Source organism: Enterobacter sp. BWH64 (assembly GCF_001037645.1).
Taxonomy (GTDB): domain Bacteria; phylum Pseudomonadota; class Gammaproteobacteria; order Enterobacterales; family Enterobacteriaceae; genus Enterobacter; species Enterobacter hormaechei_C.
The window spans coordinates 2,464,479-2,491,440 of sequence record NZ_KQ089922.1; the positions used below are offsets into that span (position 1 = coordinate 2,464,479).

Here is a 26,962-nt window from a genome sequence, read left to right on the forward strand (position 1 = left end):
CCCTGTTTAGCGACTTCCCCCTCCATGGGAAGGGGAAGCAGGTTCAGCTTCTCTCCAGGTAATCGACAATTTTCTGGGTATCCGCAAGCGAACACAGACGCGTTCCCTGGTTTATGGTGGCTGCACTCCCTGCCGCGACGCCATAGCGTGCCATCTCCAGAAGCGAAGCGCCCTGCGCCAGCTTCAGCACCATCGCGCCAACCATACTGTCACCGGCACCCACGGTGCTCTGGCTTTTCATCGGCGGTGGCACAACCTGTACAAAGCCCGTCTTGTCGACGGCCAGCGCACCCTGAGGACCGAGAGAGACCACAACGCGATGCGCTTTGCCCGTACGTACCAGCTCTTCTGCGGCAGTACGAACGTCATCAGGCTGGCTGAGTTCTCGATTAACCAGCGCACTGAGCTCTTTCTGGTTAGGTTTAACGAGTTCAAGTTGTCCGGGTTCTAACGCCGCCTTCAGGGCTTCGCCCGAGCTATCGACAATGCAGCGGATGCCGCGCTGGAGCGCCGCCTGAACCAGCGCCGTCAGTTTTTCTGTTTTGACGCCCGGCGGCAGGCTACCGCTGATCACCAGTAATGAGCCGCTTTCAATGGTCAGCACTTTCTCTTCCAGTTGACGAAACTCATCATCGCTTAATTTCGCCCCCGGCATCACAAAACGATATTGCTCGCCGCTGGATTCAACATGGACATGCAGGTTCTGCCGGGTCCAGTCTTTAGCATCGACGGTGTCTACGGCCACCTGTTCATCTGCCAGCAACGCAACCAGATGCTCTCCCGTGGCGCCGCCAGCGGGGAAGATGGCGGTGGCTTTTCCGCCGAGATGGGTAATAGCGCGCGCCACGTTGATGCCGCCGCCGCCCGGCTCAAACACCGGCGCGCTACAGCGCAGCTTACCTTCCGGGTAGATTTGCGGCGTCATGGTCGCGGAGTCGAGGGAAGGGGAGAGTGTCAGCGTATAAATCGAAGCCATCATGACCTCCTTTTATCATGGGTTCTTTTAAGCCTGGCACCGTTTGGCAGGAAGGCAACGTAAATAACAGTATGATTTTAAATATGAATGCTGACAAATAACCTGCGCCGGGCATATAAAATAAAACACGTTTTGGGATCGTTCTTATTCAAAAAATGAAAGAAGAAAATATTGCTATGTTATTTGCGGCTTTTTATAATTTGTTACCTTTCTATGGTCGCCTTGTCATTGATCCGCAAGAAAGTTTCCGAGACCGTGACGGTCTCTTTTTATGTTGTACGGACTCCTTAAATAAAATGAAGCTTTTGAAGACAGTACCCGCAGCACTGATGCTGGCGGGTGGCGTATTTGCGTCACTGAATGCAACCGCCGATGATACCGTTTTTACTGTCATGGACGATCCCTCCACTGCCAAAAAACCCTTTGAAGGTAACGTGAATGCCGGGTATCTGGCGCAATCCGGTAATACGAAAAGCTCCTCCCTGACCGCAGACAGCACCCTGACCTGGTACGGTAACACCACGGCCTGGTCGCTGTGGGGAAATGCCAGCAACACCTCTGCTAACGATCAACGCTCATCAGAGAAATACGCGGTAGGCGGACGTAGCCGATACAACATGACCGATTATGACTACCTGTTCGGGCAGGCGAGTTGGCTGACTGACCGCTACAACGGCTATCGCCAGCGTGATGTCGTAACTGCGGGTTATGGTCGTCAGTTCCTCAATGGGCCGGTGCACAGCCTGCGTTTTGAATTCGGTCCGGGTGTCCGTTACGACGAGTACACCAACGGCGAAGATGAAACCCAGCCGCTGGGTTATGCATCGGGCACCTATGCATGGCAGATGACGGACAACGCAAAATTCACCCAGGGTGTGTCGGTGTTTGGTGCTGAAGATACAACGCTGAACTCAGAAAGTGCGTTGAACGTGGCCATCAACGAACACTTTGGACTCAAGGTGGCGTACAACGTAACCTGGAACTCATCACCACCTGATTCTGCACCGGAACATACCGATCGCCGAACCACGATTTCTTTAGGTTATAAAATGTAATATCGTCGGGCCGGGATTATTCTCGGCCCGTTTTTTATTTTCTGAAACTGTGCTTATTTATATTAAACGGCGTTTTAAAATAATGGGTCTGGTTTCATCTTCATAATTTCTCCATAATTAGCCGACCAGGGCTTATTCAGTTTATTTGACACGAATTGATAAATAATTTGACTAGGCAAGAATGTGATCCAGATCTACACTTACGGCACAGGCGAAAAACTCGCCTCAGGCATATCGCATTAAATAAGTATGAGAATAAAATTATGAAAAAAATCAAAACCGCTACAGCAGCGATGGTGCTTTCCGCACTTTCATTTGGCGTATTTGCTGCTGATAATATGACGCAACCTGCCAGTGACGTTAACAGCCCAATCGGGATCGCTAAAGCCTCGGATGTAGAAGCAGGCTCCAACATTGCCCCTGGCTCTCAGTCTACCGGCCAGTCAATGAATGATGCATTTGATGTACACAAGCTGGTGGCGGGTGAGTGGTCCTGATATTTCAACTGCCACGTGTGACGGAATATATACGCTGTCACAGCCTGTCGAAAACCGGATTATGACGTACCGGTTTTGGACCATAAATTATCGTAAAGATAGTTAAGATTTATTCAGTAAATTCACGGCACGTTTTCGCTGACAAAATATTAGCCCCAGATCATTGCGGCCCAGCGCAGCAGCAACATCGCGCCGCAAATAGCAATTAACACCACGACCATTTTCCAGTGCTTCACGGCAAATCTTTTTGTTGGCATAACCTAATCCTTGTCAGTTGATACCCTTAGTCTACCAAAATCTGCGCCAGAAAGCGCTCAACCCTGGACAACAGGTTATGCCGGAACACCGGTTCGGCTTAAAACCAATGGAATCTGTCAGCCAGAATCAATACCAGGCAAGCAGCGGAAAGTAGATTCAATATCACAACGGTTTTGCTGGATACATTCATGTGATACCCCTTCGATGTTTAAGGACCAAGTCAAGAATAGCTCAGCACTTTCGGATTGCGAGCCTCCGTCAGCAAAAGTTCATGAACGCAGACAAAAGGATGAACGGTTCAAACGGTCGCAGAAGGTGCATTCGCCCTTTCAATAGTGTTACCATTACCCTGCTTGCCGTAAATTCGCATTTATCTGAATCGGCAGGTGCATGATGACGAACCAATTTGACGATTGTTGGTCAGATGGTTTCGTAATCTACTGTTTAATCACGATTATTTTCTTTGTATATGCTCTTATGTGTGGGGCATCACTGCAAATAAGGATATAAAATGCCTGTAATTACTCTTCCTGATGGCAGCCAACGCCATTTCGACCATGCTGTTAGCCCAATGGATGTTGCCCTGGATATCGGTCCTGGACTTGCAAAAGCAACCATCGCAGGTCGCGTAAACGGTGAACTGGTAGACGCGTCCGATCTGATTGAAAGCGATGCAACGCTTGCGATCATCACCGCGAAAGACGAAGAAGGTCTGGAGATCATTCGTCACTCCTGTGCGCACCTGTTAGGCCATGCTATTAAGCAGCTGTGGCCAAACACCAAAATGGCGATCGGCCCGGTTATCGACAACGGTTTCTACTACGACGTTGACCTTGACCACACCCTGACTCAGGAAGATGTCGACGCGCTCGAGAAACGAATGCACGAGCTCGCCGAAACCAACTATGACGTCATTAAGAAGAAAGTCAGCTGGCACGAAGCGCGTGAAACCTTCGTGAAGCGCGGCGAGAGCTACAAAGTCTCGATTCTTGATGAAAACATCGCTCATGATGACAAGCCTGGCTTGTACCATCACCAGGAATACGTCGACATGTGCCGTGGACCGCACGTGCCGAACATGCGCTTCTGTCATCACTTCAAACTGATGAAAATCGCAGGCGCTTACTGGCGTGGCGACAGCAACAACAAAATGTTGCAGCGTATTTATGGTACCGCGTGGGCCGATAAGAAGGCCCTGAACGCGTACCTGCAACGCCTGGAAGAGGCGGCTAAGCGTGACCACCGTAAAATCGGTAAGCAGCTTGACCTGTATCATATGCAGGAAGAAGCGCCGGGGATGGTGTTCTGGCATAACGACGGCTGGACTATCTTCCGTGAACTGGAAACGTTCGTGCGCTCCAAGCTGAAAGAGTACCAGTATCAGGAAGTGAAAGGCCCGTTCATGATGGACCGTGTGCTGTGGGAAAAAACCGGCCACTGGGACAACTACAAAGATGCGATGTTCACCACTTCGTCTGAGAACCGTGAATACTGCATCAAGCCAATGAACTGCCCGGGCCACGTTCAGATCTTCAACCAGGGTCTGAAATCCTACCGCGATCTGCCGCTGCGTATGGCGGAGTTCGGTAGCTGCCACCGTAACGAGCCATCAGGTGCGCTGCACGGTCTGATGCGTGTTCGTGGCTTTACTCAGGATGATGCGCATATCTTCTGTACTGAAGATCAGGTCCGTGAAGAAGTTAACGCCTGTATTCGTATGGTCTACGATATGTACAGCACCTTTGGCTTCGAGAAGATCGTGGTCAAACTCTCAACGCGTCCGGAAAAACGTATCGGCAGCGATGAGACATGGGATCGCGCAGAGGCGGATCTTGCCGTAGCGCTGGAAGAGAACGGTATTCCGTTCGAATACCAGCTGGGTGAGGGCGCATTCTACGGTCCGAAAATTGAATTTACCCTGTATGACTGCCTCGATCGCGCATGGCAGTGCGGAACGGTACAGCTGGACTTCTCCCTGCCGCAGCGTTTAAGCGCCTCTTATGTTGGCGAAGACAACGAGCGTCAGGTGCCGGTTATGATTCACCGTGCGATTCTCGGTTCACTGGAGCGCTTCATCGGCATCCTGACCGAAGAGTTCGCGGGCTTCTTCCCAACCTGGCTTGCGCCAGTGCAGGTCGTGGTGATGAACATTACCGATTCTCAGGCGGATTACGTTAAAGAATTGACGCAGAAACTACAAAATGCGGGCATTCGCGTAAAAGCAGACTTGAGAAATGAGAAGATTGGCTTTAAAATCCGCGAGCACACTTTACGTCGTGTCCCGTATATGTTGGTCTGTGGTGATAAAGAGGTGGAAGCAGGCAAAGTTGCCGTTCGCACCCGCCGTGGTAAAGACCTGGGGAGCCTGGACGTAAGTGAAGTGATTGAGAAGCTGCAACAAGAGATTCGCAGCCGCAGTCTTCAACAACTGGAGGAATAAGGTATTAAAGGCGGAAAACGAGTTCAAACGGCACGTCCGAATCGTATCAATGGCGAGATTCGCGCCCAGGAAGTTCGCTTAACAGGTCTGGAAGGCGAGCAGCTGGGGATTGTGAGTCTGAGAGAAGCGATCGAAAAGGCTGAAGAAGCTGGAGTAGATTTAGTTGAAATCAGCCCTAACGCCGAACCGCCAGTTTGTCGTATCATGGACTACGGCAAGTTCCTTTATGAAAAGAGTAAGTCTTCTAAGGAACAGAAGAAGAAGCAAAAAGTTATCCAGGTTAAGGAAATTAAATTCCGTCCTGGTACCGACGATGGCGATTATCAGGTAAAACTCCGCAGCCTGATTCGCTTTCTGGAAGATGGCGATAAGGCCAAGATCACGCTGCGTTTCCGCGGTCGTGAGATGGCCCACCAACAGATTGGTATGGAAGTGCTTAACCGCGTCCGTGACGATCTGAGTGAACTGGCAGTAGTCGAATCCTTCCCTACGAAGATCGAAGGCCGCCAGATGATCATGGTGCTCGCTCCTAAGAAGAAACAGTAAGGCCTTCAAGCAGCAAAATCTGTGGAGCCTTCGGGCCCCATAGGTTTTGTTCGCCTATGTTTCGTTTATTTAACAATGCGAAGTGGAAGTTATTAAAATGCCAAAAATTAAGACCGTACGCGGTGCTGCTAAGCGCTTCAAAAAAACCGGTAAAGGTGGTTTTAAGCACAAGCACGCTAACCTGCGTCACATTCTGACTAAGAAAGCTACCAAGCGTAAACGTCACCTGCGTCCAAAAGCCATGGTTTCTAAAGGCGATCTGGGCCTGGTCATCGCGTGCCTGCCGTACGCATAAGTCGTTAACGTTTAACTTTTTTAACTTAGAATAGATACAGGAGAGCACACATGGCTCGCGTAAAACGTGGTGTAATTGCACGTGCACGTCACAAGAAAATTTTGAAACAAGCTAAAGGCTACTACGGTGCGCGTTCACGCGTATACCGCGTTGCCTTCCAGGCTGTTATCAAAGCAGGTCAGTACGCTTACCGTGACCGTCGTCAGCGTAAGCGTCAGTTCCGTCAACTGTGGATTGCGCGTATCAACGCAGCAGCACGTCAGAACGGTATTTCTTACAGCAAATTCATCAACGGCCTGAAAAAAGCCTCTGTTGAAATCGACCGTAAGATCCTGGCTGACATCGCAGTATTCGACAAAGTAGCGTTCACCGCTCTGGTCGAAAAAGCGAAAGCAGCACTGGCATAAGCCAGTTGAGAGAGGGGGCTTTGCCTCCTCTTTTCATTTAACACCATCAGAAGATTGACATTTATCCGTGCAGGCTTTTCAATAAGGTCTAACGGTTTTTACCCTACAAGGTAACGCAAGCATGAATGCTGCTATTTTCCGCTTCTTCTTTTACTTTAGCACCTGACTTCAGGAGGCTAGCGCGTGAAAGATGAAACGAAAAACAGCGCCAGATAAGCCTCCCGATGGAGGCTTTTTTTGTGCCTGAAGTTAAGAGAATACGTCCAACAATTCGGTGTCTGCACCGACATAATGAGGAAAACCATGTCACATCTCGCAGAGCTGGTTGCCAGTGCAACGGCCGCCATTAACCAGGCCTCAGATGTTGCCGCGTTAGACAATGTCCGCGTCGAATATCTGGGCAAGAAAGGGCATTTGACCCTTCAGATGACTACCCTGCGTGAACTGCCAGCAGAGGAGCGCCCGGCAGCCGGTGCAGTGATTAACGAAGCCAAAGAGCAGGTACAGCAGGCGCTGAACGAGCGTAAAGCCGAGCTGGAAAGCGCAGTACTGAATGCGCGTCTGGCGGCAGAAACGATTGACGTTTCTCTGCCGGGTCGTCGTATTGAAAACGGCGGTCTGCATCCGGTGACTCGTACTATCGATCGTATTGAAAGTTTCTTCGGTGAGCTCGGCTTTACCGTGGCGACTGGCCCGGAAATTGAAGATGACTACCACAACTTCGATGCCCTGAACATTCCTGGCCATCATCCGGCACGTGCTGACCACGACACTTTCTGGTTTGACGCTACCCGTCTGCTGCGTACTCAGACTTCCGGCGTTCAGATCCGTACCATGAAGGAGCAGGAGCCGCCAATCCGCATCATCGCGCCGGGTCGCGTATACCGTAACGACTACGATCAGACCCACACCCCAATGTTCCACCAGATGGAAGGTCTGATTGTTGATAAAAACATCAGCTTTACCAACCTGAAAGGCACGCTGCACGATTTCCTGAACAACTTCTTTGAGGAAGATTTGCAGGTTCGCTTCCGTCCGTCCTACTTCCCGTTCACCGAACCGTCTGCGGAAGTTGACGTGATGGGTAAAAACGGCAAATGGCTGGAAGTGCTGGGCTGCGGCATGGTGCATCCAAACGTGCTGCGCAACGTGGGTATCGATCCGGAAGTGTATTCCGGCTTTGCGTTCGGTATGGGCATGGAGCGTCTGACCATGCTGCGCTACGGCGTAACCGATTTACGTGCGTTCTTCGAAAACGATCTGCGTTTCCTCAAACAGTTTAAATAAGGGCAGGACAGAACAATGAAATTCAGTGAACTGTGGTTACGCGAATGGGTGAACACCACGCTGGACAGCGACGCGCTTTCCAACCAGATCACCATGGCGGGTCTGGAAGTTGACGGTGTAGAGCCGGTTTCTGGCGCCTTCACCGGCGTGGTCGTGGGCGAAGTGGTTGAATGCGGTCAGCACCCTAACGCTGACAAACTGCGCGTAACAAAAGTCAATGTGGGCGGTGACCGTCTGCTGGATATCGTCTGCGGTGCGCCAAACTGCCGTCAGGGCCTGAAAGTGGCCGTGGCGACCGTCGGTGCGGTGCTGCCGGGCGATTTCAAAATCAAAGCGGCTAAGCTGCGCGGTGAGCCGTCTGAAGGCATGCTGTGCTCCTTCTCCGAACTGGGTATTTCCGACGATCACTCTGGCATTATTGAATTGCCGCAGGATGCGCCAGTTGGTACTGATATCCGCGAATACCTGACGCTTGATGACAACACCATCGAAATCAGCGTAACGCCAAACCGTGCTGACTGTTTAGGCATCATCGGTGTGGCCCGCGACGTGGCCGTGCTGAACCAGACTGAACTGAACGTGCCGGAGATCGCTCCGGTTGAGGCAACCATCAGTGACGTGCTGCCGATACAGGTAGACGCGCCTGAGGCCTGCCCACGCTACCTCGGTCGTGTGGTGAAAGGTATTAACGTTAAAGCGCCAACCCCGCTGTGGATGAAAGAGAAACTGCGTCGCTGCGGTATCCGTTCTATCGATGCGGTCGTCGACGTCACCAACTATGTTCTGCTGGAGCTGGGCCAGCCAATGCACGCCTTTGATAAAGATCGTATCGAAGGTGGGATCGTCGTGCGCATGGCGAAAGAGGGAGAAACCCTGGTTCTGCTGGACGGCAGCGAAGCGAAACTGAACGCTGACACCCTGGTGATTGCCGATCACAACAAAGCGCTGGCGATGGGCGGGATCTTCGGCGGCGAGCACTCTGGCGTCAACGACGAGACGCAAAACGTCCTGCTGGAATGCGCGTTCTTCAGCCCGCTCTCCATCACCGGCCGCGCACGCCGTCACGGTCTGCACACTGATGCTTCTCACCGCTACGAGCGTGGCGTGGATCCTGCGCTGCAATACAAAGCGATGGAGCGTGCGACTCGCCTGCTGATCGACATCTGCGGCGGCGAAGCGGGTCCGGTTATCGATGTGACCAACGAAGCGACGCTGCCGAAGCGTGCGACCATTACCCTGCGCCGCAGCAAACTGGATCGTCTGATTGGTCACCACGTTGCCGATGCGCAGGTGACCGACATTCTTACGCGTCTGGGCTGCGAAGTTACTGAGGGTCAGGACGAGTGGAAAGCCGTTGCGCCGTCCTGGCGTTTTGACATGGAGATCGAGGAAGATCTGGTGGAAGAAGTGGCCCGCGTTTACGGCTACAACAACATCCCTGACGAGCCGGTGCAGGCGGGTCTGGTGATGGGCAGCCATCGCGAGGCCGATCTGTCTCTGAAGCGTGTGAAAACCATGCTGAACGACAAAGGCTACCAGGAAGTGATCACCTACAGCTTCGTTGATCCTAAGCTGCAACAGCTGATCCACCCGGGTCAGGAAGCGCTGATTTTGCCAAGCCCGATTTCCAGCGAGATGTCAGCGATGCGTCTGTCCCTGTGGACGGGACTGCTGGGTACTATCGTTTATAACCAGAACCGTCAGCAAAACCGCGTGCGTATTTTCGAAAGCGGTTTGCGCTTTGTACCGGATACTCAGGCGAATTTAGGCATCCGTCAGGATCTCATGCTGGCCGGCGCCATCAGCGGTAACCGCTTTGAAGAGCACTGGGACCTGGCAAAAGGGACGGTTGATTTCTACGATATGAAGGGCGATCTGGAAGCGATTCTCGATCTGACCGGTAAATTATCCGAAATTGAATTCCGCGCAGAAGCGATTCCAGCCCTGCATCCGGGTCAGAGTGCGGCGATCTATTTAGACGGCAAACGTGTTGGTTTCATTGGGGTTGTTCACCCGGAACTGGAACGTAAGCTGGATCTGAATGGCCGTACCATCGTATTCGAACTGGAGTGGAACCCGGTTGCAGACCGCGTCATTCCTCAGGCGCAGGACGTCTCCCGCTTCCCGGCAAACCGCCGTGATATCGCGGTTGTGGTCGCTGAAAATGTGCCCGCAGCAGATATTTTGGCCGAATGTAAGAAAGTTGGCGTAAATCAGGTAGTTGGCGTAAACTTATTTGACGTGTACCGCGGCAAGGGCGTAGCAGAAGGTTTCAAGAGCCTCGCTATTAGCCTTATCCTTCAGGATACCAGCCGTACACTCGAAGAAGAGGAGATTGCCGCTACCGTCGCCAAATGTGTAGAGGCATTAAAAGAGCGATTCCAGGCATCATTGAGGGATTGAACCTATGGCGCTTACAAAAGCTGAAATGTCAGAATATCTGTTTGATAAGCTTGGGCTTAGCAAACGGGATGCCAAAGAGCTGGTAGAGCTGTTTTTCGAAGAGATCCGTCGTGCTCTGGAAAATGGTGAGCAGGTTAAACTCTCCGGTTTTGGCAATTTTGATTTGCGAGACAAAAACCAACGTCCGGGCCGTAACCCGAAGACGGGGGAAGATATTCCCATTACAGCCCGCCGCGTGGTGACCTTCAGACCCGGACAGAAGTTAAAAAGCCGTGTCGAAAACGCAACGCCCAAAGCAGAGTAATATGAACTAACTAAAAAGGCCGCTCACGCGGCCTTTTTTCTTTGCGCTATTTGCTAAACCCGCCGTAAAATCAATGATATCTCAACCGGATAACCTATCGTCTATGCTTGATCTTGCCCGCCGCCAGCACCGCTCCGATCTTCGCCGCCTGTGTCTGCTCGGGGTGCTGTTGATTGTCGCCACCACCGTCAGCCTGTGTGCGGGCGATCGGTGGCTGGGGCCGGAAAGCTGGTTTATGCCTGAAGGACAGCTCTTTGTCTGGCAGATCCGCCTGCCGCGGACGTTGGCTGTCCTTTTAGTCGGCGCTGCGCTGGCGCTATGCGGCACGATCATGCAGGCATTATTTGAAAACCCTCTGGCGGAACCCGGGCTTCTCGGGGTCTCGAATGGCGCAGGCGTCGGGCTTATCGCCGCCGTGATGCTGGGGGGAGGCGAACTCTCCGGCTGGGGGATTAGCCTCAGCGCCATCCTTGGCGCGCTGTTGATAACCCTTATCCTTCTGCGCTTTGCCCGCCGCCACTTATCCACCAGTCGGCTGCTGCTTGCGGGGGTAGCGTTGGGGATCATCTGTAGTGCGCTGATGACCTGGGCCGTCTACTTTTCTACCTCCTTCGATCTGCGCCAGTTAATGTACTGGATGATGGGGGGATTTGGGGGTGTGGACTGGCGTCAGGGGTGGCTGATGGTGCTCCTGATCCCGGTCATCCTGTGGACGGCGTTCCAGGCGCAGCCTCTTAATATTCTCGCGCTGGGCGAAACGTCTGCTCGCCAGCTCGGGATGCCGATTGGATTCTGGCGCAACGTGCTGGTTATCGCCATTGGCTGGATGGTAGGCGTAAGCGTGGCGCTGGCGGGGGCGATTGGCTTTATTGGGCTGGTGATCCCGCATATGCTGCGCCTGTGCGGCATTACGGACCACCGAACCCTGCTCCCGGCCTCGGCGGTTGCCGGGGCGGCAACGCTGCTGGTTGCCGATATCATCGCCCGGCTCGCCCTGACGGCCGCTGAGTTGCCCATAGGCGTGGTGACCGCAACGCTGGGCGCACCGGTCTTTATCTGGCTACTATTAAAAGCTGGACGTTAAAACACAACCTGTAAGTCAACCTGAGGGAATGCTATGCAGTCTGATATTCTGAATACCGAAGTGACGACCATTGACGGCGAGAAAACCACGCTGGAAGGCTACAAGGGCAAGGTGCTGCTCATCGTGAACGTGGCGTCGAAATGTGGCCTTACGCCGCAGTATGAACTGCTGGAAAACATTCATAAAGCCTGGGAAAAAGACGGCTTTACCGTACTCGGCTTCCCGTGCAACCAGTTCCTGGGCCAGGAGCCGGGCAGCGAAGAGGAGATTAAGACCTTTTGCAGCACAACCTATGGCGTGACGTTCCCGATGTTCAGCAAAATTGATGTGAACGGGGAAAATCGTCATCCGCTGTATGCCAAACTGGTGGCCGCGGCGCCGACCGCCGTTGCGCCTGAAGAGAGTGGTTTCTATGAGCGTATGGCAAGTAAAGGCCGCGCGCCGCTCTATCCGGATGATATTCTGTGGAACTTCGAAAAATTCCTGATTGGCCGTGACGGTCAGGTCGTGCAGCGTTTTTCGCCTGACATGACGCCTGAAGATCCTATCGTGATGGAATCAATTAAGCTGGCGCTGGCAAAATAATGACGCTGCTGATGCAGCTCACGGACGTTGCCGGCAAGGGGCGTCTTGAGCCTGTTACCGCCGAAGTCAACGCAGGTGAAATCCTTCACCTGGTTGGGCCAAACGGCGCCGGAAAAAGCACGCTACTGGCGTGCATGGCGGGGCTGACCACCGGGGAAGGAAAGATTACCTTTCTCGGGCAATCGCTCGTCGACTGGCTACCCGCTACACTTGCCTCCCGTCGAAGCTATCTGGTTCAGCAGCAGGTTCCGCCCTTTGCGATGCCCGTCTGGCACTACCTGACGCTGCATCTGCCTGACAAAAATCAGGTGGGATTGCTCAACGAGGTTGCTGCGGCACTCGGGTTAGACGACAAGCTTACCCGGCAGGCAAATCAGCTTTCCGGCGGCGAGTGGCAGCGCGTGCGTCTGGCGGCCGTTATCCTTCAGATCCATCCGGCGGGAAATCCTCACGGGCGGTTGCTGCTGCTGGACGAGCCGATGAGTGGGCTGGACGTTGCCCAACAGGCAGCGCTGGATACCCTGCTCAGCGCGCTGTGTCGCAAGGGGATTGCCATTGTGATGAGCAGCCATGATTTAAACCATACGTTGCGCCACGCGCATCGGGTGTGGTTGCTGGCGCGTGGCAAGCTGATTGCCAGCGGAACGCGCGACAGCGTGCTGACGGCCGCCAATCTTGCGAGCGCTTACCACATGTCGTTCCGGAGGCTGGATATTGAAGGCCACAAGATGCTCATTTCCACGGCGCAGGAATAACCTTTCTTGCACAGCTGCATAGATGCACGCTAAATTACCGAAAGAACAAAAAAAGCAGAGGATTCGTCTGAAATGCGATTCTGGTTTCTCTTTGTTGCGGCGCTCTTTCTTGCAGGATGCAGCAGCCATCGTGCACCTCCGCCCAACCCACGGCTTTCCGATTCCATTACGGTCATTGCCAGCCTGAACGATCAGCTCAGCAACTGGCGCGGCACACCTTATCGCTACGGCGGCATGAGCCGGGGCGGGGTGGATTGCTCGGGATTTGTGCTGATGACCTTCCGCGATAAATTTGACCTCCAGCTTCCGCGTGAAACGCGTATGCAGGCGAAAATCGGCACTGAAATTGATAAAGACGAGCTCCTGCCCGGCGATCTGGTCTTTTTTAAAACGGGCTCCGGTGAAAGCGGCCTTCATGTCGGCATCTATGATACCGATAATCAGTTCATTCATGCCTCGACCAGCCGTGGCGTGATGCGCTCCTCTCTGGATAATGTTTACTGGCGTAAAAACTTCTGGCAGGCCAGACGTATTTAACCGCTGCATAAAAATGCAGTGCGGAGGGCCTGGCGGTGAAAATAGACGTCAGGCTTTTCTTGCGGGTTGATTAAAGTTAAATTTTTGCCCAATTATTTATGTCCGCATGTGCCTGTTTTATCTAAAACTGGCTATTATTCAATAACCAGGATAAAATTAATTTAGATTCAGGGAAAAATCTGAAAATTAATACGGAAAGAATGAAATTAATCTTATTAAAATCAAGACAGTGGAATTGTGCCTGCAATTGCTCCAGGATGTTCTCTCTCATCTTTAATGCAGGACAAGCGCGATGATTATTACGCTAGATAATGCTTACCAGTCTGAACTTTTACTCCTTCCGGCGCGTGATAGTGCAGGTTTGCTTAAAGGTTTAGAGATTTTGGTTAACTTTACTGGCGTGGGTGCGGACGTACGGATCCCGACTGAACTGGTTATCCCACATCTTTCTCAGGAAGATGAATTAGCGCTGTTTCAGGAGAAACTGCAATTACTCGATACCTGTAAGCTATTTTTTATTCAGCATCAGTTAATTGCATGGATCAATATTACACCTGCAATTGTTGAGTTTTTATTAACTAATGAGAACGCTGTTTCAATCCTCGAGCGTTATCCGTTTCTTGAGTTTACTGTTAATGAGAACTATCCAGGTTTAAATAACGGGAAAGACGATCCCTGTCTGGCAAGAATGGCGATCCATTTCCCCTTAGTACTGGCTAACTTTGGTGCAGGGGCATCTTCCCTTAAACCGGTTTATGATGGTCTGTTCAAACGGGTGATTCTGGATAAAAACTTTATCCAGCAGCGCGCGTCGGCACTCTCGTTTGAGCCTTTTATGCGCGCTATTCTCTGGCAGATCGCGCCGCATTGTCAGTCGGTCATGGTCTCGGGAATTGACGATCACGGCATCTTACAACGCGTGCTGCCCTTCAATTTTGGTGCAATGCAGGGAAGCCTGTGGCCTGCCGTCCCGGCAGAGCGGGTCACGACTCTCGTTCAGCAATAACCCCTTTCTTCGCCCGTGTTTACGTCCAGGGAAACCCTCTACACTTAAAGCAGGAGGACTTATGACCCTGTCTTTTACTGCTCACTGGCACGATGAATTACCCGGCTTTTACACCGCGCTTAAGCCAACGCCTCTACAGAACGCGCGTCTTATCTGGCATAACGATGCATTAGCGGATTCGCTTGGCATCCCTTCGACGCTTTTTCAGCCAGAAAAAGGCGCCGGCGTCTGGGGCGGCGAAACGCTGCTCCCGGGCATGAAGCCGCTGGCTCAGGTCTACAGCGGACATCAGTTTGGCGTCTGGGCGGGACAGCTCGGCGATGGCCGCGGCATCCTGCTCGGTGAACAGCTTCTGCCGAATGGCGAAACGCTCGACTGGCACCTGAAAGGGGCAGGGCTAACCCCGTACTCACGCATGGGGGATGGCCGCGCGGTGCTGCGTTCAACCATCCGTGAAGGTCTGGCTTCCGAGGCGATGCATGCCCTGGGGATCCCCACCTCACGCGCGCTGTCCATTGTCACCAGCGACACGCCGGTGGCCCGGGAAACGATGGAGCAGGGGGCGATGCTGATCCGCGTGGCGGAAAGCCATCTGCGTTTCGGTCATTTTGAACACTTCTACTATCGCCGCGAGCCGGATAAGGTCCGCCAGCTTGCCGATTACGCCCTTCGCCGTCACTGGCCGCACCTGCAAAACGAGCCGGACCGCTATGTTCTCTGGTTCCGTGATATTGTCGCGCGCACTGCCGCAATGATTGCCCGCTGGCAGGCCGTCGGCTTTGCCCACGGGGTGATGAATACCGACAACATGTCCCTGTTAGGGCTGACGTTTGACTACGGTCCGTACGGCTTCCTTGATGACTATCAGCCGGGTTACATCTGTAACCATTCGGACTATCAGGGGCGTTACCGTTTCGACAACCAGCCTGCGGTGGGGCTGTGGAACCTTCAGCGGCTTGCGCAAAGCCTGTCGCCGTTTATCGACGTCGATGCCCTGAACGATGCGCTGGACAGCTATCAGGAGATCCTGCTGCGGGAATATGGTGTGTTAATGCGCAACAAGCTGGGGCTGATGACGCAGGAAAAAGGCGATAACGCGCTGTTGAATGGGCTGTTTGCCATCATGGTGCGTGAAGGCAGCGACTATACCCGAACCTTCCGTATGCTGAGCCAGACCGCGCAGCAGAGCGCCGCGTCACCGCTGCGCGACGAGTTCATCGATCGTCAGGCGTTTGATGACTGGTTTGCCGTTTACCGGACGCGTTTACAGCAGGAACAGATTGATGACGATACCCGCCAGACGCGGATGAAGGCGGTTAACCCGGCGATGGTGTTGCGCAACTGGCTGGCGCAGCGGGCCATTGAGCAGGCAGAGCAGGGGGATTATACCGAGCTGCATCGGCTGCATATCGCCCTGCGCACGCCGTTTGCCGACCGGGAGGATGACTATGTCAGCCGCCCGCCGGACTGGGGCAAGCGGCTGGAAGTGAGCTGCTCAAGCTAAGGGGCGAGAAAAACCTGCGGTGCGGCGTGCGCCGGATGTCTGCCGACGTGCACCTGCGCACCGTACCAGTGTGCCAGCGCGTCGGCCTGCAAAACCGTCTCCGGTATGCCCTGAGAAACAATCCTGCCGTTGTGTAACAGCAGGATCCGGTCCGATCATAATGCGGCAAGATTGAGATCGTGCAGCACCACGCAGGCGTGAAGATGGCCCTGACGGGTCAGCGATTTCAACAGGCGCAGCAGATGCTGCTGGTGGTAGAGATCCAGCGCTGAAGTGGGTTCGTCGAGAAACAGCCAGCCGCGCGGCGTTCCGTCACGCCACAGCTGCGCCAGCGCGCGGGCGAGCTGGACGCGCTGCTGCTCGCCGCCGGAGAGGGCATGATAACGCCTGCCGGCCAGCGGCAGGCAACCGGTCAGCTGCAACACCTCACGCACAATCGACGGTTCCGGGTGACGCGTCCAGGGCGCACGCCCCATGCCAACGATCTCCTCCACCTGCCAGTCAAATCCAGGCTGAGACTGCTGGCGCATCACTGCCCGATAGCGGGACAGCGTCTGCGGATGCCATTCATCCAGCGCTTTTCCCGCCAGCGAACAGCCGCCGCTGTCGGGTTTCAGGTAGCCGGTCAGCAGCCGCAGCAGCGTGGATTTCCCCGCGCCGTTGGGGCCGATCAATGTAACCAGCTCTCCCTGCGACAGTGACAGCGAAACGTTATCTGTCAGCGTGCGGCCAGATCGGGTAAAAGTAAGATTTTCAGCCGTATAACGTTCAGCCATGCTGTTCTCCACGACGAAAAATGAGCCATAAGAACCAGGGAGCACCAAGGATACTGGTGAGCAGGCCGACCGGCATTTCTGCCGGAGCGACCAGGGTGCGCGCGACCGTATCCGCCACCAGCAGCAGTAATGCGCCCGCGAGTACCGTGCCGGGGAGGGTTGCCCGGTGATCGGCGCCCAGCCACATGCGCATCAGGTGCGGCACCACGAGTCCGACAAAGCCAATCACGCCGCTGACGGCGACAGCCGCAGCGACCAGCAGGGCGCTGCATAACAGTAATATTCGCTGTACAAGGGCAACGTCCACGCCAAGGTAATGCGCTTCCTCCTCACCCAGTTGCAGTAAATTTAATGCGCTGGCACAACGCCAGATCGCCAGAACGGCAGGCACCATCAGCGAGGTCACGGCGAGCAGCGTTGACCACTGTGCCTGACCAAGACTTCCCATTCCCCAGAGTGAAAGCTGACGCAGCTGGGCGTCATTGCTGACCCACGAAAGCACACCCACTGCCGCACCGCACAGGGCATTGATGGCGATACCCACCAGCAACAGACGTGACAGAGAGGGGTCACGCTGCTTGCTGAGCAGGAAGATCACGCCAGTGGCTGCCAGCGCCCCAAGAAATGCCGCCAGCATAGGGGCGTAAAGCATCACCAGCGCGGGCAGCGAGAGCGGGAGCACCACCCACAGGGCGACGGCCAGCGCCGCACCGCTGCTGATCCCGAGCAGGCCCGGGTCGGCCAGTGGATTGCGGAACAGCCCCTGCATGACGCAGCCGGCGAGCGCCAGCGATCCGCCAATCACCAGCGCCAGCAGTACGCGGGGCAGACGGATGGTAAGCCAGATCTGGCGTAGCGTCTCATCGCTGCCGCTCCACAGCACGTTCACCGGCAGGCGTAACGCCCCAAAACCGGTGGCCATGAACGTCATGACGGTAAGCAACCCCGCCAGAAGCCATAACGATAACGTGATGCGCCGGGACATCAGGGCAGTTGCTCCGCTCTGGCACGCAGCTGTTGTATGGCTTTCGGCGTGCGGACGCTGAAGCCCAGCAGGGCCATATCATCAATAGCCAGCATCTGCTTGCTTCGTCCCGCTGGCGTTTGCGCCAGACCGGGCAGTTTCCACAGATTTTCTTCGCCGCCCAGCGCGTTAAGACCGTCCTGCGAAATCACCACCAGATCCGGCTGGCTGGCCATCACCCCCTCTTGGGAAAGCGGCTGATAGCGGGTAAAGCCCTGCATGGCGTTCTGCAACCCGGCGGCGCGTATTGCCGCATCCGCGCCGGTCTGTTGCCCGGCCGCCATTGCGGTCATTCCGCCGTGGCTGAGGATAAACAGCACCCGCTTGTTGAGCGGTGTTGAGGGCAGTGCCGCCAGCGCCTGACGCAGCGAGTTGCGCAGGGTTTCCCCTTGCGCCTCATGATGCGTCGCCTGAGCTATCACCCGTACTTTTTCGTCAATCGCGCGCAGGTCAGGCGTGCCGGGAACGGTAACCACCCGGACGTGGCTCTGTTCAACCTGTTTCAGCGCCAGAGAGGGCTGCGCCTGGTCGCTTGCCAGCACCAGCGTCGGGCGTACGGACAAAATCCCCTCCGCATTCAGCTGGCGAAGATACCCCACGTCAGGCAGCGCGTTTGTCGCCTGCGGCCACTGGCTGGTACTGTCGCGCGCAACCAGAGAAGACTCCGCGCCGAGGGCGTAGACGATCTCCGTCACGTCGCCGCCGAGGGCGACAATTCTCTCCGGCGCGGCGACGGCGACCAGCGGCAGGGCGCAGAGCAGGGCGAACCAGTTTTTCATGCGGCCAGCCCTTCTGGCGTCAGGGCGTCAATCTGGCGGCGCCACTGGTTCTGCTCAGGCTCGCCTTCGGTACGCTGCCCGTAGAGCTGGGCGATCTGAGTTCCGTCCGCAGCAAACAGCTCCAGGCTGGTAACGTGTCCGTCCGCCGTAGGCTTGCGCGTTACCCACGTCTCGGCGATAGTCTCCTCCAGCAGATGCAGGGTAAAGGTTGGGTTGAAGATGTTCAGCCAGCCCTTCATGGGCGTCAGTTTTTCCACCACACCGGTGAAGATCTGCACGCAGCCGCGGTTGCCGACGAAGATCATGATTTCGTTTCCGTCCTGTCGCGCCGTCTCCAGCAGCTGTGCCAGCGCGCTGTTATCCACCTTACAGGCCAGATCGTCACTCACCAGACGAAACGCCTGCTGGCGGCTCAGGTTATGGCGCTTCAGTAAGCTAAAGAACTGATGCACATCGGTCATGGCGCGCCACTCTTTCTCCACCGAGCCTGCATCAGCACCGTCGGAATGCGCAGGGGCATCGACAGCCTTCAGTGCCAGAGTGGGGTTATCGGCAATGATAAAACGGGTCAGCACGTCGCCCCAGGCGGCAACGTCGGTGTGATCCGTGGTGTAGACCTTCAGTAAAGCGTCGCCCTGATGATCGAAGAACTGAATGCTCTGACGTTCGCCGCGGGAAGTCGTTTCACTTATGTGAAACGCGCTCGCCCACTGGTTGAGGAACAAACGCAGATCCAGCGCGCGCGGATTCAGCACCAGTCCGGCGTGGCCGCCGAGGTGCTGGTTAGTAAACGCCCCGACTTGTTCGTGAACGGCGTATTCGTTACGGCAGATGCATTTGGTTTCCCCCACCGACTCCAGCGCTGCCAGAATCTCACGGATTTCACCGCGCAGCCGCCAGGCGTCGTGTCCAACGCGCGCAAATGCCAGCTCTGCTTCGCTGATGTGCATTAATCCGGCGATATCACGGGCGTACTTACCCGGATGTTCTTCTTTAAGCTCAAGCCAGCGTGTGTAGTGACCCATAATCTTATCCTTCTGAATCGTTGCCCCGAAGGGAATTACCATTGATAACTGACGAAGATCTTGCCGTTGCGGCCATCCTGCGGGATGCCTTGTGGTGACCAGTAGGCTTTGTCGAAGGCGTTCCCCAGCACGAGGGTGGTGGTGATGCCTTTGAACTGCTGCTGACCTTTATAGCTGACGTAGAAATCATTCACTGCGTAGCCAGGCTGCTCGCTGTAGCTGCTGCTGATGTGCGTTGAACGTTCGACGAAGGTGCCGATCCAGCCCACGGAGAAGCCGCTTTGCGCCACGGGGATATCCAGCTTGCTGGTGACGGTGTCCGGGTTGATGCTGGAGATGTATTCGCCCGTGTCGGTATCTTTCCCGCGCGTGCGGTTGTAGGCCACGTCCAGGTTGAACAGACTGGTCGCGTAGGTCGCCATCATGTCCCAGCCCCAGATTTTGGCATTTGGTACGTTATAGGACATGGTGGTGGCCGCCGCAAAATCGACGGTAGTGGAGATGTAATCTTTCGCTTTGGTGTCGAAGTAGCTGGCTTTGAACTCCAGCGCGTCGTTGGCGAGCAGCAGATCGTCAAAACGTAGCCCAAAACCGAACTCCTGGGTTTCGTTAGTTTCCGGACGCAGGTTCGGGTTCGGCACCCAGTAGTTGGTGTAGAAGCTGCCTATAGAGAAGTGCTTCGAGTCGTTATACATCTCGCCCATCGTTGGCGCGCGGAAGGCCTGGGCGTAAGAGCCGAACAGCATCAGCCAGTCGGCTGGACTCACGGTTAACCCGGCGCGTGATGACCACTTATCCGCATCCACGTCGTCGTAACCGTCGCTGCTGCCGCGGTAGTTGTCGTAACGCGTCCCGCCGAGAAGCGTTACCGGCAGGTCGCGCAGAGTGATCTCATCCTGCAACCAGCCGGAGCTGAAGTCGATTTTCGCGTCCGGGAAGCCGGTGGTCGCGCCGCCAGGGTGTTGCTCCTGACGATAGTATTCCCCCCCGTAGGTCAGCAGGTGCGAGGCGAAGGAGTCGCTGAACAGGCGGATGCGGTTTTCCACTTTGCCGCCTTTGGTAGTCTGCTTACGGAACTCGCCGCTGGCGTCGATGTTCTGGGCGTTGATCCGCGCTTCGGACCAGTAAATTTTCGCATCGGCGTTCAGCCAGTCGTTTCCGGCTGGCGCAATGCGGTAGCCAAGCTGGGCATCGCGCTGAATGGTGGAACGATCGGTCATCGGGTTACTGCTGCTGGCATCCGTGGTCTGCGGATTTTTCGGCTCCTGCGCGTCGTTGTTGTAGTAGCGCAGGGAGCCACTCAGCGTCTGCGCCGGATCGATTTTCCAGCTGCCTTTCGCCAGCATATTGTTGATGGATTCGTCGTTTGGCGCCCTCGCGCCGTCACTCTGGCGAATGTCGCCGCGATCGCGGCTGGACCAGGAGACCAGACCGTCCAGGGTATCGGTGCGGCCATAGGCGCTGGCACCCATCCCGATGCTGTGATCGCCCGTTGCACCGGTAGCAAATACGCGATAGCCGCTGTTTTTACCTGCATCCAGCAGATCGCTGGCGTCGACGGTGTCATACGAAATTACGCCGCCCAGCGCGCCGCTGCCGTACAGCAAGGCGGAAGGACCACGTACTACTTCAATACGTTTGATCAGCGCCGGATCGAGGAACGTGCTGTTCAGATGTCCGGTATCAGTGCCCTGGCGCACGCCATCCACCAGTATCAGCACGCCACGGCGGTCATAGCCCCGGAGGTTAACGTCCTGACCGTTGGTGCGCCCGGTGCCGTCCAGCATCAGACCGGGCACCTTGCGCAGCAGGTCGGCGGCGGAGCTGGCGGTCTGGTTTTCCGGCGCGGTGGCGTCAATCACGCTCACCATCATGGGGGCTTCAAAGGCGCTGCGGGCATTGCCGGTGGCGGTGACGGTGATCTCGTCTGCGGCGGCAAACGTAACGCCCGGCAGGGTGCTGACAATCGCCAGCGCCAGAAGAGACGGGCGTAAAGACGCGGATTGCAGGTGTGGCATAGCAACTCTCCATAAGAATTGAAAAGCGCTGGCTGCCTGGGGATCACCTGGGTGGCTGGCGAATGTGTTGTCTGGTTTATTTAGTCAGGATCAGTTTTCCGGCATTGGTCTGGCGCAGCAGGTAGTGCTGGCCGTCATGCTCGATAATGACCCGTCCCTCCTCACCCAACAGGCTTTTGCTGTCGATTCGGCGATCGGTGGGAGCAGGGGACGGTGCTGTGTGTGTTTTTGTTGACGTTGCCGCGCTGTTATCGGTAGGTGACATAATGTTTATAAATAACAATCAATGTAACAATGATAATCATTATCAATAAACTGCAAATTCACGGCAAGCGTTTTTGTGAAAATTGTGTGACGGGATCAAATTTGGGGGAGAGGTGCGGTCTGATGCCCTCACCCCGACCCTCTCCCACGGGGAGAGGGAGAAGGGCACGTACCGTAGGCCGGGTAAGCGCAGCGTCACCCGGCAGGATTTTAAAAGCGTGTGTCCACGGCTGAAGCCAGCATCTCCAGCAGCAGCTCGCTGTCTTCCCAGCTCAGGCACGGGTCGGTGATCGACTGGCCGTAGACCATTTGCTGTCCGGCGACGATCTTCTGCGTGCCTTCTTTGATAAAACTCTCCGCCATAATTCCTGCAATGGCGGTCGAGCCGCTGCGGATCTGCTGGCAAACTTCCTCGCAGACGTCCAGCTGGCGGCGGTGCTGTTTCTGACAGTTGCCGTGGCTGAAATCCACCACCAGATGCTCCGGCAGGTCAAATTCCGCCAGCGTTTCGCAGGCGGCGGCAATATCTTCTGCATGGTAATTCGGTTTTTTACCGCCACGCATAATGATATGTCCGAACGGGTTGCCGCTGGTCTGGTAGATGGTCATCTGGCCGTTTTTATCCGGGGAGAGGAACATATGGCTGGCGCGTGACGCGCGGATGGCATCTACGGCAATTCGGGTATTGCCGTCCGTTCCGTTTTTGAAGCCCACCGGGCAGGAAAGCGCCGACGCCATTTCACGGTGGATCTGGCTTTCGGTGGTACGTGCGCCAATCGCGCCCCAGCTAATGAGGTCGGCAATAAACTGTCCGGTCACCATATCCAGAAATTCGGTGGCAGTTGGCACGCCCAGCTCGTTAACCTGTAACAGCAGCTTGCGCGCCAGCGTAATACCGTGATTCACCCGGTAGCTACCGTTCAGATCGGGATCGGAAATCAATCCTTTCCAGCCCACGACGGTACGCGGCTTTTCAAAGTAGGTACGCATCACGATCTCCAGGCGATCCTGATACGTGCCGCGCAGCGTCTGAAGGCGTTGTGCATAATCCATTGCCGCGTCGAGGTCGTGGATGGAGCAGGGGCCAATCACCACCAGAAGACGTTTGTCTTCACCATTGAGAATTTTTTCGATGCGGCGACGGGAGGCCGTCACATGGTCCGCCACCTCGGCGGAAACGGGATGCAGCCGAGCCAGTTCAGCCGGTGTGACCAGGCTATCAATGCGCGCGGTGCGCAGTTCGTCGGTTTTATTCATGGAATGTCTCAGAAATTTTTTGCTTCATCGGCAGACTACCGGGAAGTGATGGGCATCACCTTAAACCAATCCCTGCTGATTTCAAGTTCGGGGCACGTCGCCCCGAAGATGGCGTGATAATAACTGAAACTGGATTAATGTACTAGCATATTAGTACATGCGGCGATTCAGCCCCATGATATCGAGGATTTTGGTGGCAATTTCTTCTACTGAATAGTTGGTACTGTTCAGCCAGGGAATTTGATTTTTCCGGTACAGCGCTTCGACTTCGGAGACTTCCATTCGGCACTGGCGCATCGAGGCGTAGCGGCTGTTCTCGCGACGTTCTTCGCGGATCGCTGCCAGTCGTTCCGGGTTGATGGTCAGCCCAAACAGCTTATGCTGGAGCGGCTTGAGCGCGGCGGGCAGCACCAGGTTATCCATATCATCGGCAATAAAGGGGTAGTTGGCGGCGCGAATGCCAAACTGCATGGCCAGGTAAAGGCTGGTGGGGGTTTTACCGCAGCGCGACACGCCGAGCAAAATCACCTGCGCCTGGTCGAGATTGCGCAGGGAGATCCCGTCGTCGTGCGCCAGGGTGTAGTCAATGGCGGCAATACGTGCATCGTATTTGGTCAGGTTGCCGGGGTTCAACCCGTGGGTACGGTGGGCGATCGGCGTCGGGTCGAGCTTCAGCTCGCTTTGCAAGGGAGCAACCAGCGCCTGCACGATGTCCTGACAGAAGCCCTCGCTTTGCAAAATGATGTTGCGGATCTCAGGGATCACAATGGAATAGAACACCAGCGGACGAACGCCGGTCTGCTGGTAAATGGCGTCGATCTGGTCCTTGACCGCTTTGGCCCGGCTCTCATTTTCCACGAACGGCAACGTGATGCTATTTATCGATACCGGAAACTGCGACATCACCGCGTGTCCCAGCACCTCGGCGGTAATCGCCGTCCCATCAGAAATATAAAAAACGTGGCGATCGACAGCATTATCCATTTTATCCACCCTGAATAGCGTACGTAATTGCCTGAAAGCATAAATTAAAAAAGTTAATTTCACAGCAAAGAACTTATCTGAATTTAAAATGAAATGGTGTTTTTGATTTTCCTGAAAAGTGGATTTCATTTTTCGAATAGCGGCTTTATTTCTATGGTTTTTGCCGGAATCTATAGGAATCATCGGGTTAGCGAGTGCCGGGAAACTGTCCGAAAAGTTGAAAATTTAAATGCTTACACGATTCACCGTTTTTTTAGCGGAAATAAATATGCCAGTATAAATACGTAGTCAGGTGTTTCTTACTCCGATCAAATATCACAAAAGGATTGTTTCGATGTCCAACAATGGCTCGTCACCGCTGGTGCTTTGGTATAACCAACTCGGCATGAATGATGTAGACAGAGTTGGGGGCAAAAATGCCTCCCTGGGTGAAATGATTACAAATCTGTCCGGTATGGGTGTCTCCGTACCTAACGGGTTTGCCACAACCGCCGATGCGTTTAACCTGTTTTTAGACCAGAGCGGTGTAAACCAGCGCATTTACGACCTGCTGGATAAAACGGATATTGATGATGTCACCGAGCTTGCCAAAGCCGGCGCGCAAATCCGCCAGTGGATTATCGACACACCTTTCCAGCCGGAACTGGAAAAAGCCATTCACGACGCCTACAACCAGCTCTCCGCTGACGACGCGCAGGCCTCCTTTGCCGTGCGCTCTTCCGCCACCGCGGAAGATATGCCGGATGCCTCTTTCGCCGGGCAGCAGGAAACCTTCCTCAACGTCCAGGGTTACGAGGCGGTACTGGTGGCGGTGAAGCATGTGTTTGCTTCCCTGTTCAACGACCGCGCCATCTCCTATCGCGTCCATCAGGGCTATGACCACCGCGGCGTGGCGCTCTCCGCCGGCGTGCAGCGCATGGTGCGTTCCGACGTAGGCTCTTCCGGCGTGATGTTCTCTATCGACACTGAATCCGGTTTCGACCAGGTGGTGTTTATCACCTCCGCGTGGGGTCTGGGCGAGATGGTGGTGCAGGGGGCGGTAAACCCTGACGAATTCTACGTTCACAAGCCTACGCTGGCGGCTAACCGTCCGGCAGTGGTACGTCGCACCATGGGCTCGAAAAAAATCCGCATGATCTATGCTCCGACGCAAGAGCATGGCAAGCAGGTCACCATTGAAGATGTGCCGCAGGAGCAACGGGATCGCTTCTCACTGACCGACGCCGAAGTGGAAGAGCTGGCGAAGCAGGCGGTGCAGATTGAAAAACACTATGGCCGTCCAATGGACATCGAGTGGGCGAAAGACGGACACACCGGCAAGCTGTTTATCGTGCAGGCGCGTCCGGAAACCGTCCGTTCACGCGGTCAGGTCATGGAGCGCTACACCCTGCACGCGCAGGGCAAAATTGTCGCGGAAGGCCGCGCAATTGGTCACCGCATCGGTGCCGGTCCGGTGAAAGTGATCCACGACATCAGCGAAATGAACCGCATTCAGCCCGGCGACGTGCTGGTGACCGACATGACCGACCCGGACTGGGAACCGATCATGAAAAAAGCGGCTGCCATCGTCACCAACCGCGGTGGCCGTACCTGTCACGCGGCTATTATCGCCCGTGAGCTGGGGATCCCGGCGGTAGTCGGCTGCGGTGACGCGACCGAACGCATGAAGGATGACCAGAAGGTGACGGTCTCCTGCGCTGAAGGCGATACCGGCTACGTGTATGCCGATATCCTCGACTTCAGCGTGAAAAGCTCCAGCGTGGATACCATGCCGGACCTGCCGCTGAAGATCATGATGAACGTCGGTAACCCGGACCGCGCGTTTGACTTCGCCTGCCTGCCGAACGAAGGCGTGGGCCTGGCGCGTCTGGAATTTATTATTAACCGTATGATCGGGGTGCACCCGCGTGCGCTGCTGGAGTTCGACGACCAGGACGCAAAACTGCAAAACGAAATCCGCGAGATGATGAAGGGTTACGACTCGCCGAGAGAGTTCTATGTGGGGCGTCTGACGGAAGGGATCGCCACGCTCGGCGCGGCCTTCTACCCGAAACGCGTGATCGTGCGTCTGTCGGACTTTAAGTCCAACGAATACGCCAACCTGGTGGGCGGCGAACGCTACGAGCCGGAAGAAGAGAACCCGATGCTGGGCTTCCGCGGTGCCGGACGCTACGTGTCGGAAAGCTTCCGCGACTGCTTCGCGCTGGAGTGCGAGGCGGTAAAACGCGTGCGCAATGACATGGGGCTGGCCAACGTGGAAATCATGATCCCGTTCGTCCGTACCGTGGATCAGGCGAAAGCGGTGGTGGATGAGCTGGCGCGTCAGGGGCTGAAGCGCGGTGAGAACGGGCTGAAGATCATCATGATGTGTGAAATTCCGTCCAACGCCCTGCTGGCCGAGCAGTTCCTGGAACACTTCGACGGCTTCTCCATTGGCTCGAATGACATGACGCAGCTGGCGCTCGGCCTGGACCGCGACTCCGGCGTCGTCTCTGAGCTGTTCGATGAGCGTAACGAGGCGGTGAAAGCGCTGCTCTCCATGGCCATCCGCGCGGCGAAGAAACAGGGTAAATATGTCGGGATTTGCGGCCAGGGCCCTTCTGACCATGAAGACTTTGCGGCCTGGCTGATGGATGAGGGGATTGATAGCCTCTCCCTGAACCCGGACACCGTGGTGCAGACCTGGCTGAGCCTGGCAGAGCTGAACAAGTAAAACCTGCACAACCTGAAAAAGGCGAGGATATCTGTCCTCGCCTTTTTTATTTTCCTGCGAATATGCTCACCATCACAAATAAAGCAAAAAACCAAATATCATAATTTATCTGTTAATTTAGACAATTGCTAGCGGGCAGGGCGTTGCTAATACTTGAGCCTTACCGCGTACATCCGTCGGGAT

Annotated in this window: 27 protein-coding genes, 1 pseudogene and 1 other annotated feature; of the genes and pseudogenes, 17 read left to right on the plus strand and 11 right to left on the minus strand. The window is 55.2% G+C overall.

The genetic code is table 11. From position 1 onward, the window contains the following. Positions 1-43: 43 nt before the first annotated feature. Positions 44-976, minus strand: a complete 933-nt coding sequence (gene pfkB, locus SK50_RS11845; protein WP_032104269.1) for a 6-phosphofructokinase II — start codon at positions 974-976, stop codon at positions 44-46. Positions 977-1,272: 296 nt separating this feature from the next. On the opposite strand from pfkB, the gene SK50_RS11850 reads away from it, so the two are divergent. Further along, positions 1,273-2,031, plus strand: coding sequence for a DUF481 domain-containing protein (locus SK50_RS11850; RefSeq protein ID WP_026080717.1), 759 nt, complete (start codon positions 1,273-1,275; stop codon positions 2,029-2,031). A gap of 263 nt (positions 2,032-2,294) precedes the next feature. After that, positions 2,295-2,528 (plus strand): YdgH/BhsA/McbA family protein, encoded by a 234-nt coding sequence (locus SK50_RS11855; RefSeq protein WP_015570736.1) that lies wholly within the window; start codon positions 2,295-2,297, stop codon positions 2,526-2,528. 149 nt (positions 2,529-2,677) lie between these two features. Here SK50_RS11855 and yniD read toward each other — a convergent pair whose 3' ends face one another. Together yniD and yncL are read right to left on the minus strand one after the other, a co-directional pair. Then, on the minus strand, positions 2,678-2,785 hold the full coding sequence (yniD, locus tag SK50_RS23875) for a small membrane protein YniD (protein WP_003857815.1): 108 nt from the start codon (positions 2,783-2,785) through the stop codon (positions 2,678-2,680). A gap of 98 nt (positions 2,786-2,883) precedes the next feature. Then, positions 2,884-2,976 (minus strand): stress response membrane protein YncL, encoded by a 93-nt coding sequence (yncL, locus tag SK50_RS23255; RefSeq protein WP_017384656.1) that lies wholly within the window; start codon positions 2,974-2,976, stop codon positions 2,884-2,886. Positions 2,977-3,297: 321 nt separating this feature from the next. On the opposite strand from yncL, the gene thrS reads away from it, so the two are divergent. The 14 genes from thrS to selO all read left to right on the plus strand — a co-directional run bounded on the left by thrS (position 3,298) and on the right by selO (position 15,939). Beyond that, complete coding sequence (gene thrS, locus SK50_RS11860; protein ID WP_045344219.1) at positions 3,298-5,226, plus strand: threonine--tRNA ligase; 1,929 nt, start codon at positions 3,298-3,300, stop codon at positions 5,224-5,226. A 3-nt stretch (positions 5,227-5,229) separates the two neighbouring features. Beyond that, complete coding sequence (infC, locus tag SK50_RS11865; RefSeq protein WP_023616141.1) at positions 5,230-5,772, plus strand: translation initiation factor IF-3; 543 nt, start codon at positions 5,230-5,232, stop codon at positions 5,770-5,772. 97 nt (positions 5,773-5,869) lie between these two features. Beyond that, positions 5,870-6,067 (plus strand): 50S ribosomal protein L35, encoded by a 198-nt coding sequence (gene rpmI, locus SK50_RS11870; RefSeq protein WP_001124225.1) that lies wholly within the window; start codon positions 5,870-5,872, stop codon positions 6,065-6,067. Positions 6,068-6,117: 50 nt separating this feature from the next. Next, complete coding sequence (gene rplT / locus SK50_RS11875) at positions 6,118-6,474, plus strand: 50S ribosomal protein L20 (protein ID WP_000124850.1); 357 nt, start codon at positions 6,118-6,120, stop codon at positions 6,472-6,474. Positions 6,475-6,590: 116 nt separating this feature from the next. Continuing rightward, positions 6,591-6,715 (plus strand) — a sequence feature (Phe leader region). Next, complete coding sequence (pheM, locus tag SK50_RS23880) at positions 6,596-6,640, plus strand: pheST operon leader peptide PheM (protein ID WP_001386830.1); 45 nt, start codon at positions 6,596-6,598, stop codon at positions 6,638-6,640. Its footprint overlaps the feature before it by 45 nt. Positions 6,716-6,777: 62 nt before the next feature. Then, complete coding sequence (pheS, locus tag SK50_RS11880; protein ID WP_048229469.1) at positions 6,778-7,761, plus strand: phenylalanine--tRNA ligase subunit alpha; 984 nt, start codon at positions 6,778-6,780, stop codon at positions 7,759-7,761. A gap of 15 nt (positions 7,762-7,776) precedes the next feature. Next, on the plus strand, positions 7,777-10,164 hold the full coding sequence (pheT, locus tag SK50_RS11885) for a phenylalanine--tRNA ligase subunit beta (RefSeq protein WP_032648054.1): 2,388 nt from the start codon (positions 7,777-7,779) through the stop codon (positions 10,162-10,164). Positions 10,165-10,168: 4 nt separating this feature from the next. Then, positions 10,169-10,468, plus strand: a complete 300-nt coding sequence (gene ihfA, locus SK50_RS11890) for an integration host factor subunit alpha (protein ID WP_003857805.1) — start codon at positions 10,169-10,171, stop codon at positions 10,466-10,468. A gap of 103 nt (positions 10,469-10,571) precedes the next feature. Beyond that, positions 10,572-11,552 carry a vitamin B12 ABC transporter permease BtuC gene (gene btuC, locus SK50_RS11895; protein WP_045344221.1) on the plus strand — a complete coding sequence of 327 codons (981 nt, stop codon included), beginning with the start codon at positions 10,572-10,574 and terminating at the stop codon, positions 11,550-11,552. 33 nt (positions 11,553-11,585) lie between these two features. Continuing rightward, positions 11,586-12,137 carry a glutathione peroxidase gene (locus SK50_RS11900; protein WP_015570732.1) on the plus strand — a complete coding sequence of 184 codons (552 nt, stop codon included), beginning with the start codon at positions 11,586-11,588 and terminating at the stop codon, positions 12,135-12,137. After that, the gene (btuD, locus tag SK50_RS11905; protein ID WP_015570731.1) at positions 12,137-12,892 is read left to right on the plus strand and encodes a vitamin B12 ABC transporter ATP-binding protein BtuD; all 756 of its coding nucleotides are present in this window, start codon (positions 12,137-12,139) and stop codon (positions 12,890-12,892) included. The genes SK50_RS11900 and btuD overlap by 1 nt, the downstream gene beginning before the upstream one ends. 72 nt (positions 12,893-12,964) lie before the next feature. Beyond that, positions 12,965-13,429 (plus strand): C40 family peptidase, encoded by a 465-nt coding sequence (locus SK50_RS11910; RefSeq protein ID WP_048229471.1) that lies wholly within the window; start codon positions 12,965-12,967, stop codon positions 13,427-13,429. 292 nt (positions 13,430-13,721) lie between these two features. Further along, on the plus strand, positions 13,722-14,435 hold the full coding sequence (locus SK50_RS11915; RefSeq protein ID WP_023303526.1) for an EAL domain-containing protein: 714 nt from the start codon (positions 13,722-13,724) through the stop codon (positions 14,433-14,435). A 61-nt stretch (positions 14,436-14,496) separates the two neighbouring features. Continuing rightward, positions 14,497-15,939, plus strand: coding sequence for a protein adenylyltransferase SelO (gene selO / locus SK50_RS11920; protein ID WP_032653291.1), 1,443 nt, complete (start codon positions 14,497-14,499; stop codon positions 15,937-15,939). On the opposite strand, the pseudogene SK50_RS11925 reads toward selO, so the two are convergent. The 8 genes and pseudogenes from SK50_RS11925 to ppsR all read right to left on the minus strand — a co-directional run bounded on the left by SK50_RS11925 (position 15,936) and on the right by ppsR (position 24,066). Then, a pseudogene (locus SK50_RS11925) lies at positions 15,936-16,715 on the minus strand (heme ABC transporter ATP-binding protein). The gene selO and the pseudogene SK50_RS11925 overlap by 4 nt on opposite strands. Beyond that, the gene (locus SK50_RS11930) at positions 16,708-17,700 is read right to left on the minus strand and encodes a FecCD family ABC transporter permease (protein WP_017384648.1); all 993 of its coding nucleotides are present in this window, start codon (positions 17,698-17,700) and stop codon (positions 16,708-16,710) included. Before SK50_RS11930 ends, SK50_RS11925 begins: the two are co-directional and overlap by 8 nt. Next, entirely contained in the window at positions 17,700-18,518 is an 819-nt protein-coding gene (locus SK50_RS11935) for a heme/hemin ABC transporter substrate-binding protein (RefSeq protein ID WP_032104821.1), read from the minus strand. The genes SK50_RS11930 and SK50_RS11935 overlap by 1 nt, the downstream gene beginning before the upstream one ends. Next, on the minus strand, positions 18,515-19,543 hold the full coding sequence (chuS, locus tag SK50_RS11940) for a hematinate-forming heme oxygenase ChuS (protein WP_023303528.1): 1,029 nt from the start codon (positions 19,541-19,543) through the stop codon (positions 18,515-18,517). Before chuS ends, SK50_RS11935 begins: the two co-directional genes overlap by 4 nt. Before the next feature lie 35 nt (positions 19,544-19,578). Further along, a complete protein-coding gene (locus tag SK50_RS11945; protein ID WP_048229472.1) occupies positions 19,579-21,561 on the minus strand; it encodes a TonB-dependent hemoglobin/transferrin/lactoferrin family receptor in 1,983 nt (660 codons plus the stop codon). A gap of 76 nt (positions 21,562-21,637) precedes the next feature. Beyond that, a complete protein-coding gene (gene hemP, locus SK50_RS11950) occupies positions 21,638-21,826 on the minus strand; it encodes a hemin uptake protein HemP (protein WP_048229474.1) in 189 nt (62 codons plus the stop codon). Between the two features lie 209 nt (positions 21,827-22,035). Then, complete coding sequence (aroH, locus tag SK50_RS11955) at positions 22,036-23,082, minus strand: 3-deoxy-7-phosphoheptulonate synthase AroH (protein ID WP_032670070.1); 1,047 nt, start codon at positions 23,080-23,082, stop codon at positions 22,036-22,038. Positions 23,083-23,232: 150 nt separating this feature from the next. Further along, positions 23,233-24,066 (minus strand): posphoenolpyruvate synthetase regulatory kinase/phosphorylase PpsR, encoded by an 834-nt coding sequence (gene ppsR, locus SK50_RS11960; RefSeq protein WP_017384644.1) that lies wholly within the window; start codon positions 24,064-24,066, stop codon positions 23,233-23,235. Positions 24,067-24,400: 334 nt separating this feature from the next. On the opposite strand from ppsR, the gene ppsA reads away from it, so the two are divergent. After that, the gene (gene ppsA / locus SK50_RS11965; protein WP_023303531.1) at positions 24,401-26,779 is read left to right on the plus strand and encodes a phosphoenolpyruvate synthase; all 2,379 of its coding nucleotides are present in this window, start codon (positions 24,401-24,403) and stop codon (positions 26,777-26,779) included. Positions 26,780-26,962 lie beyond the last annotated feature (183 nt).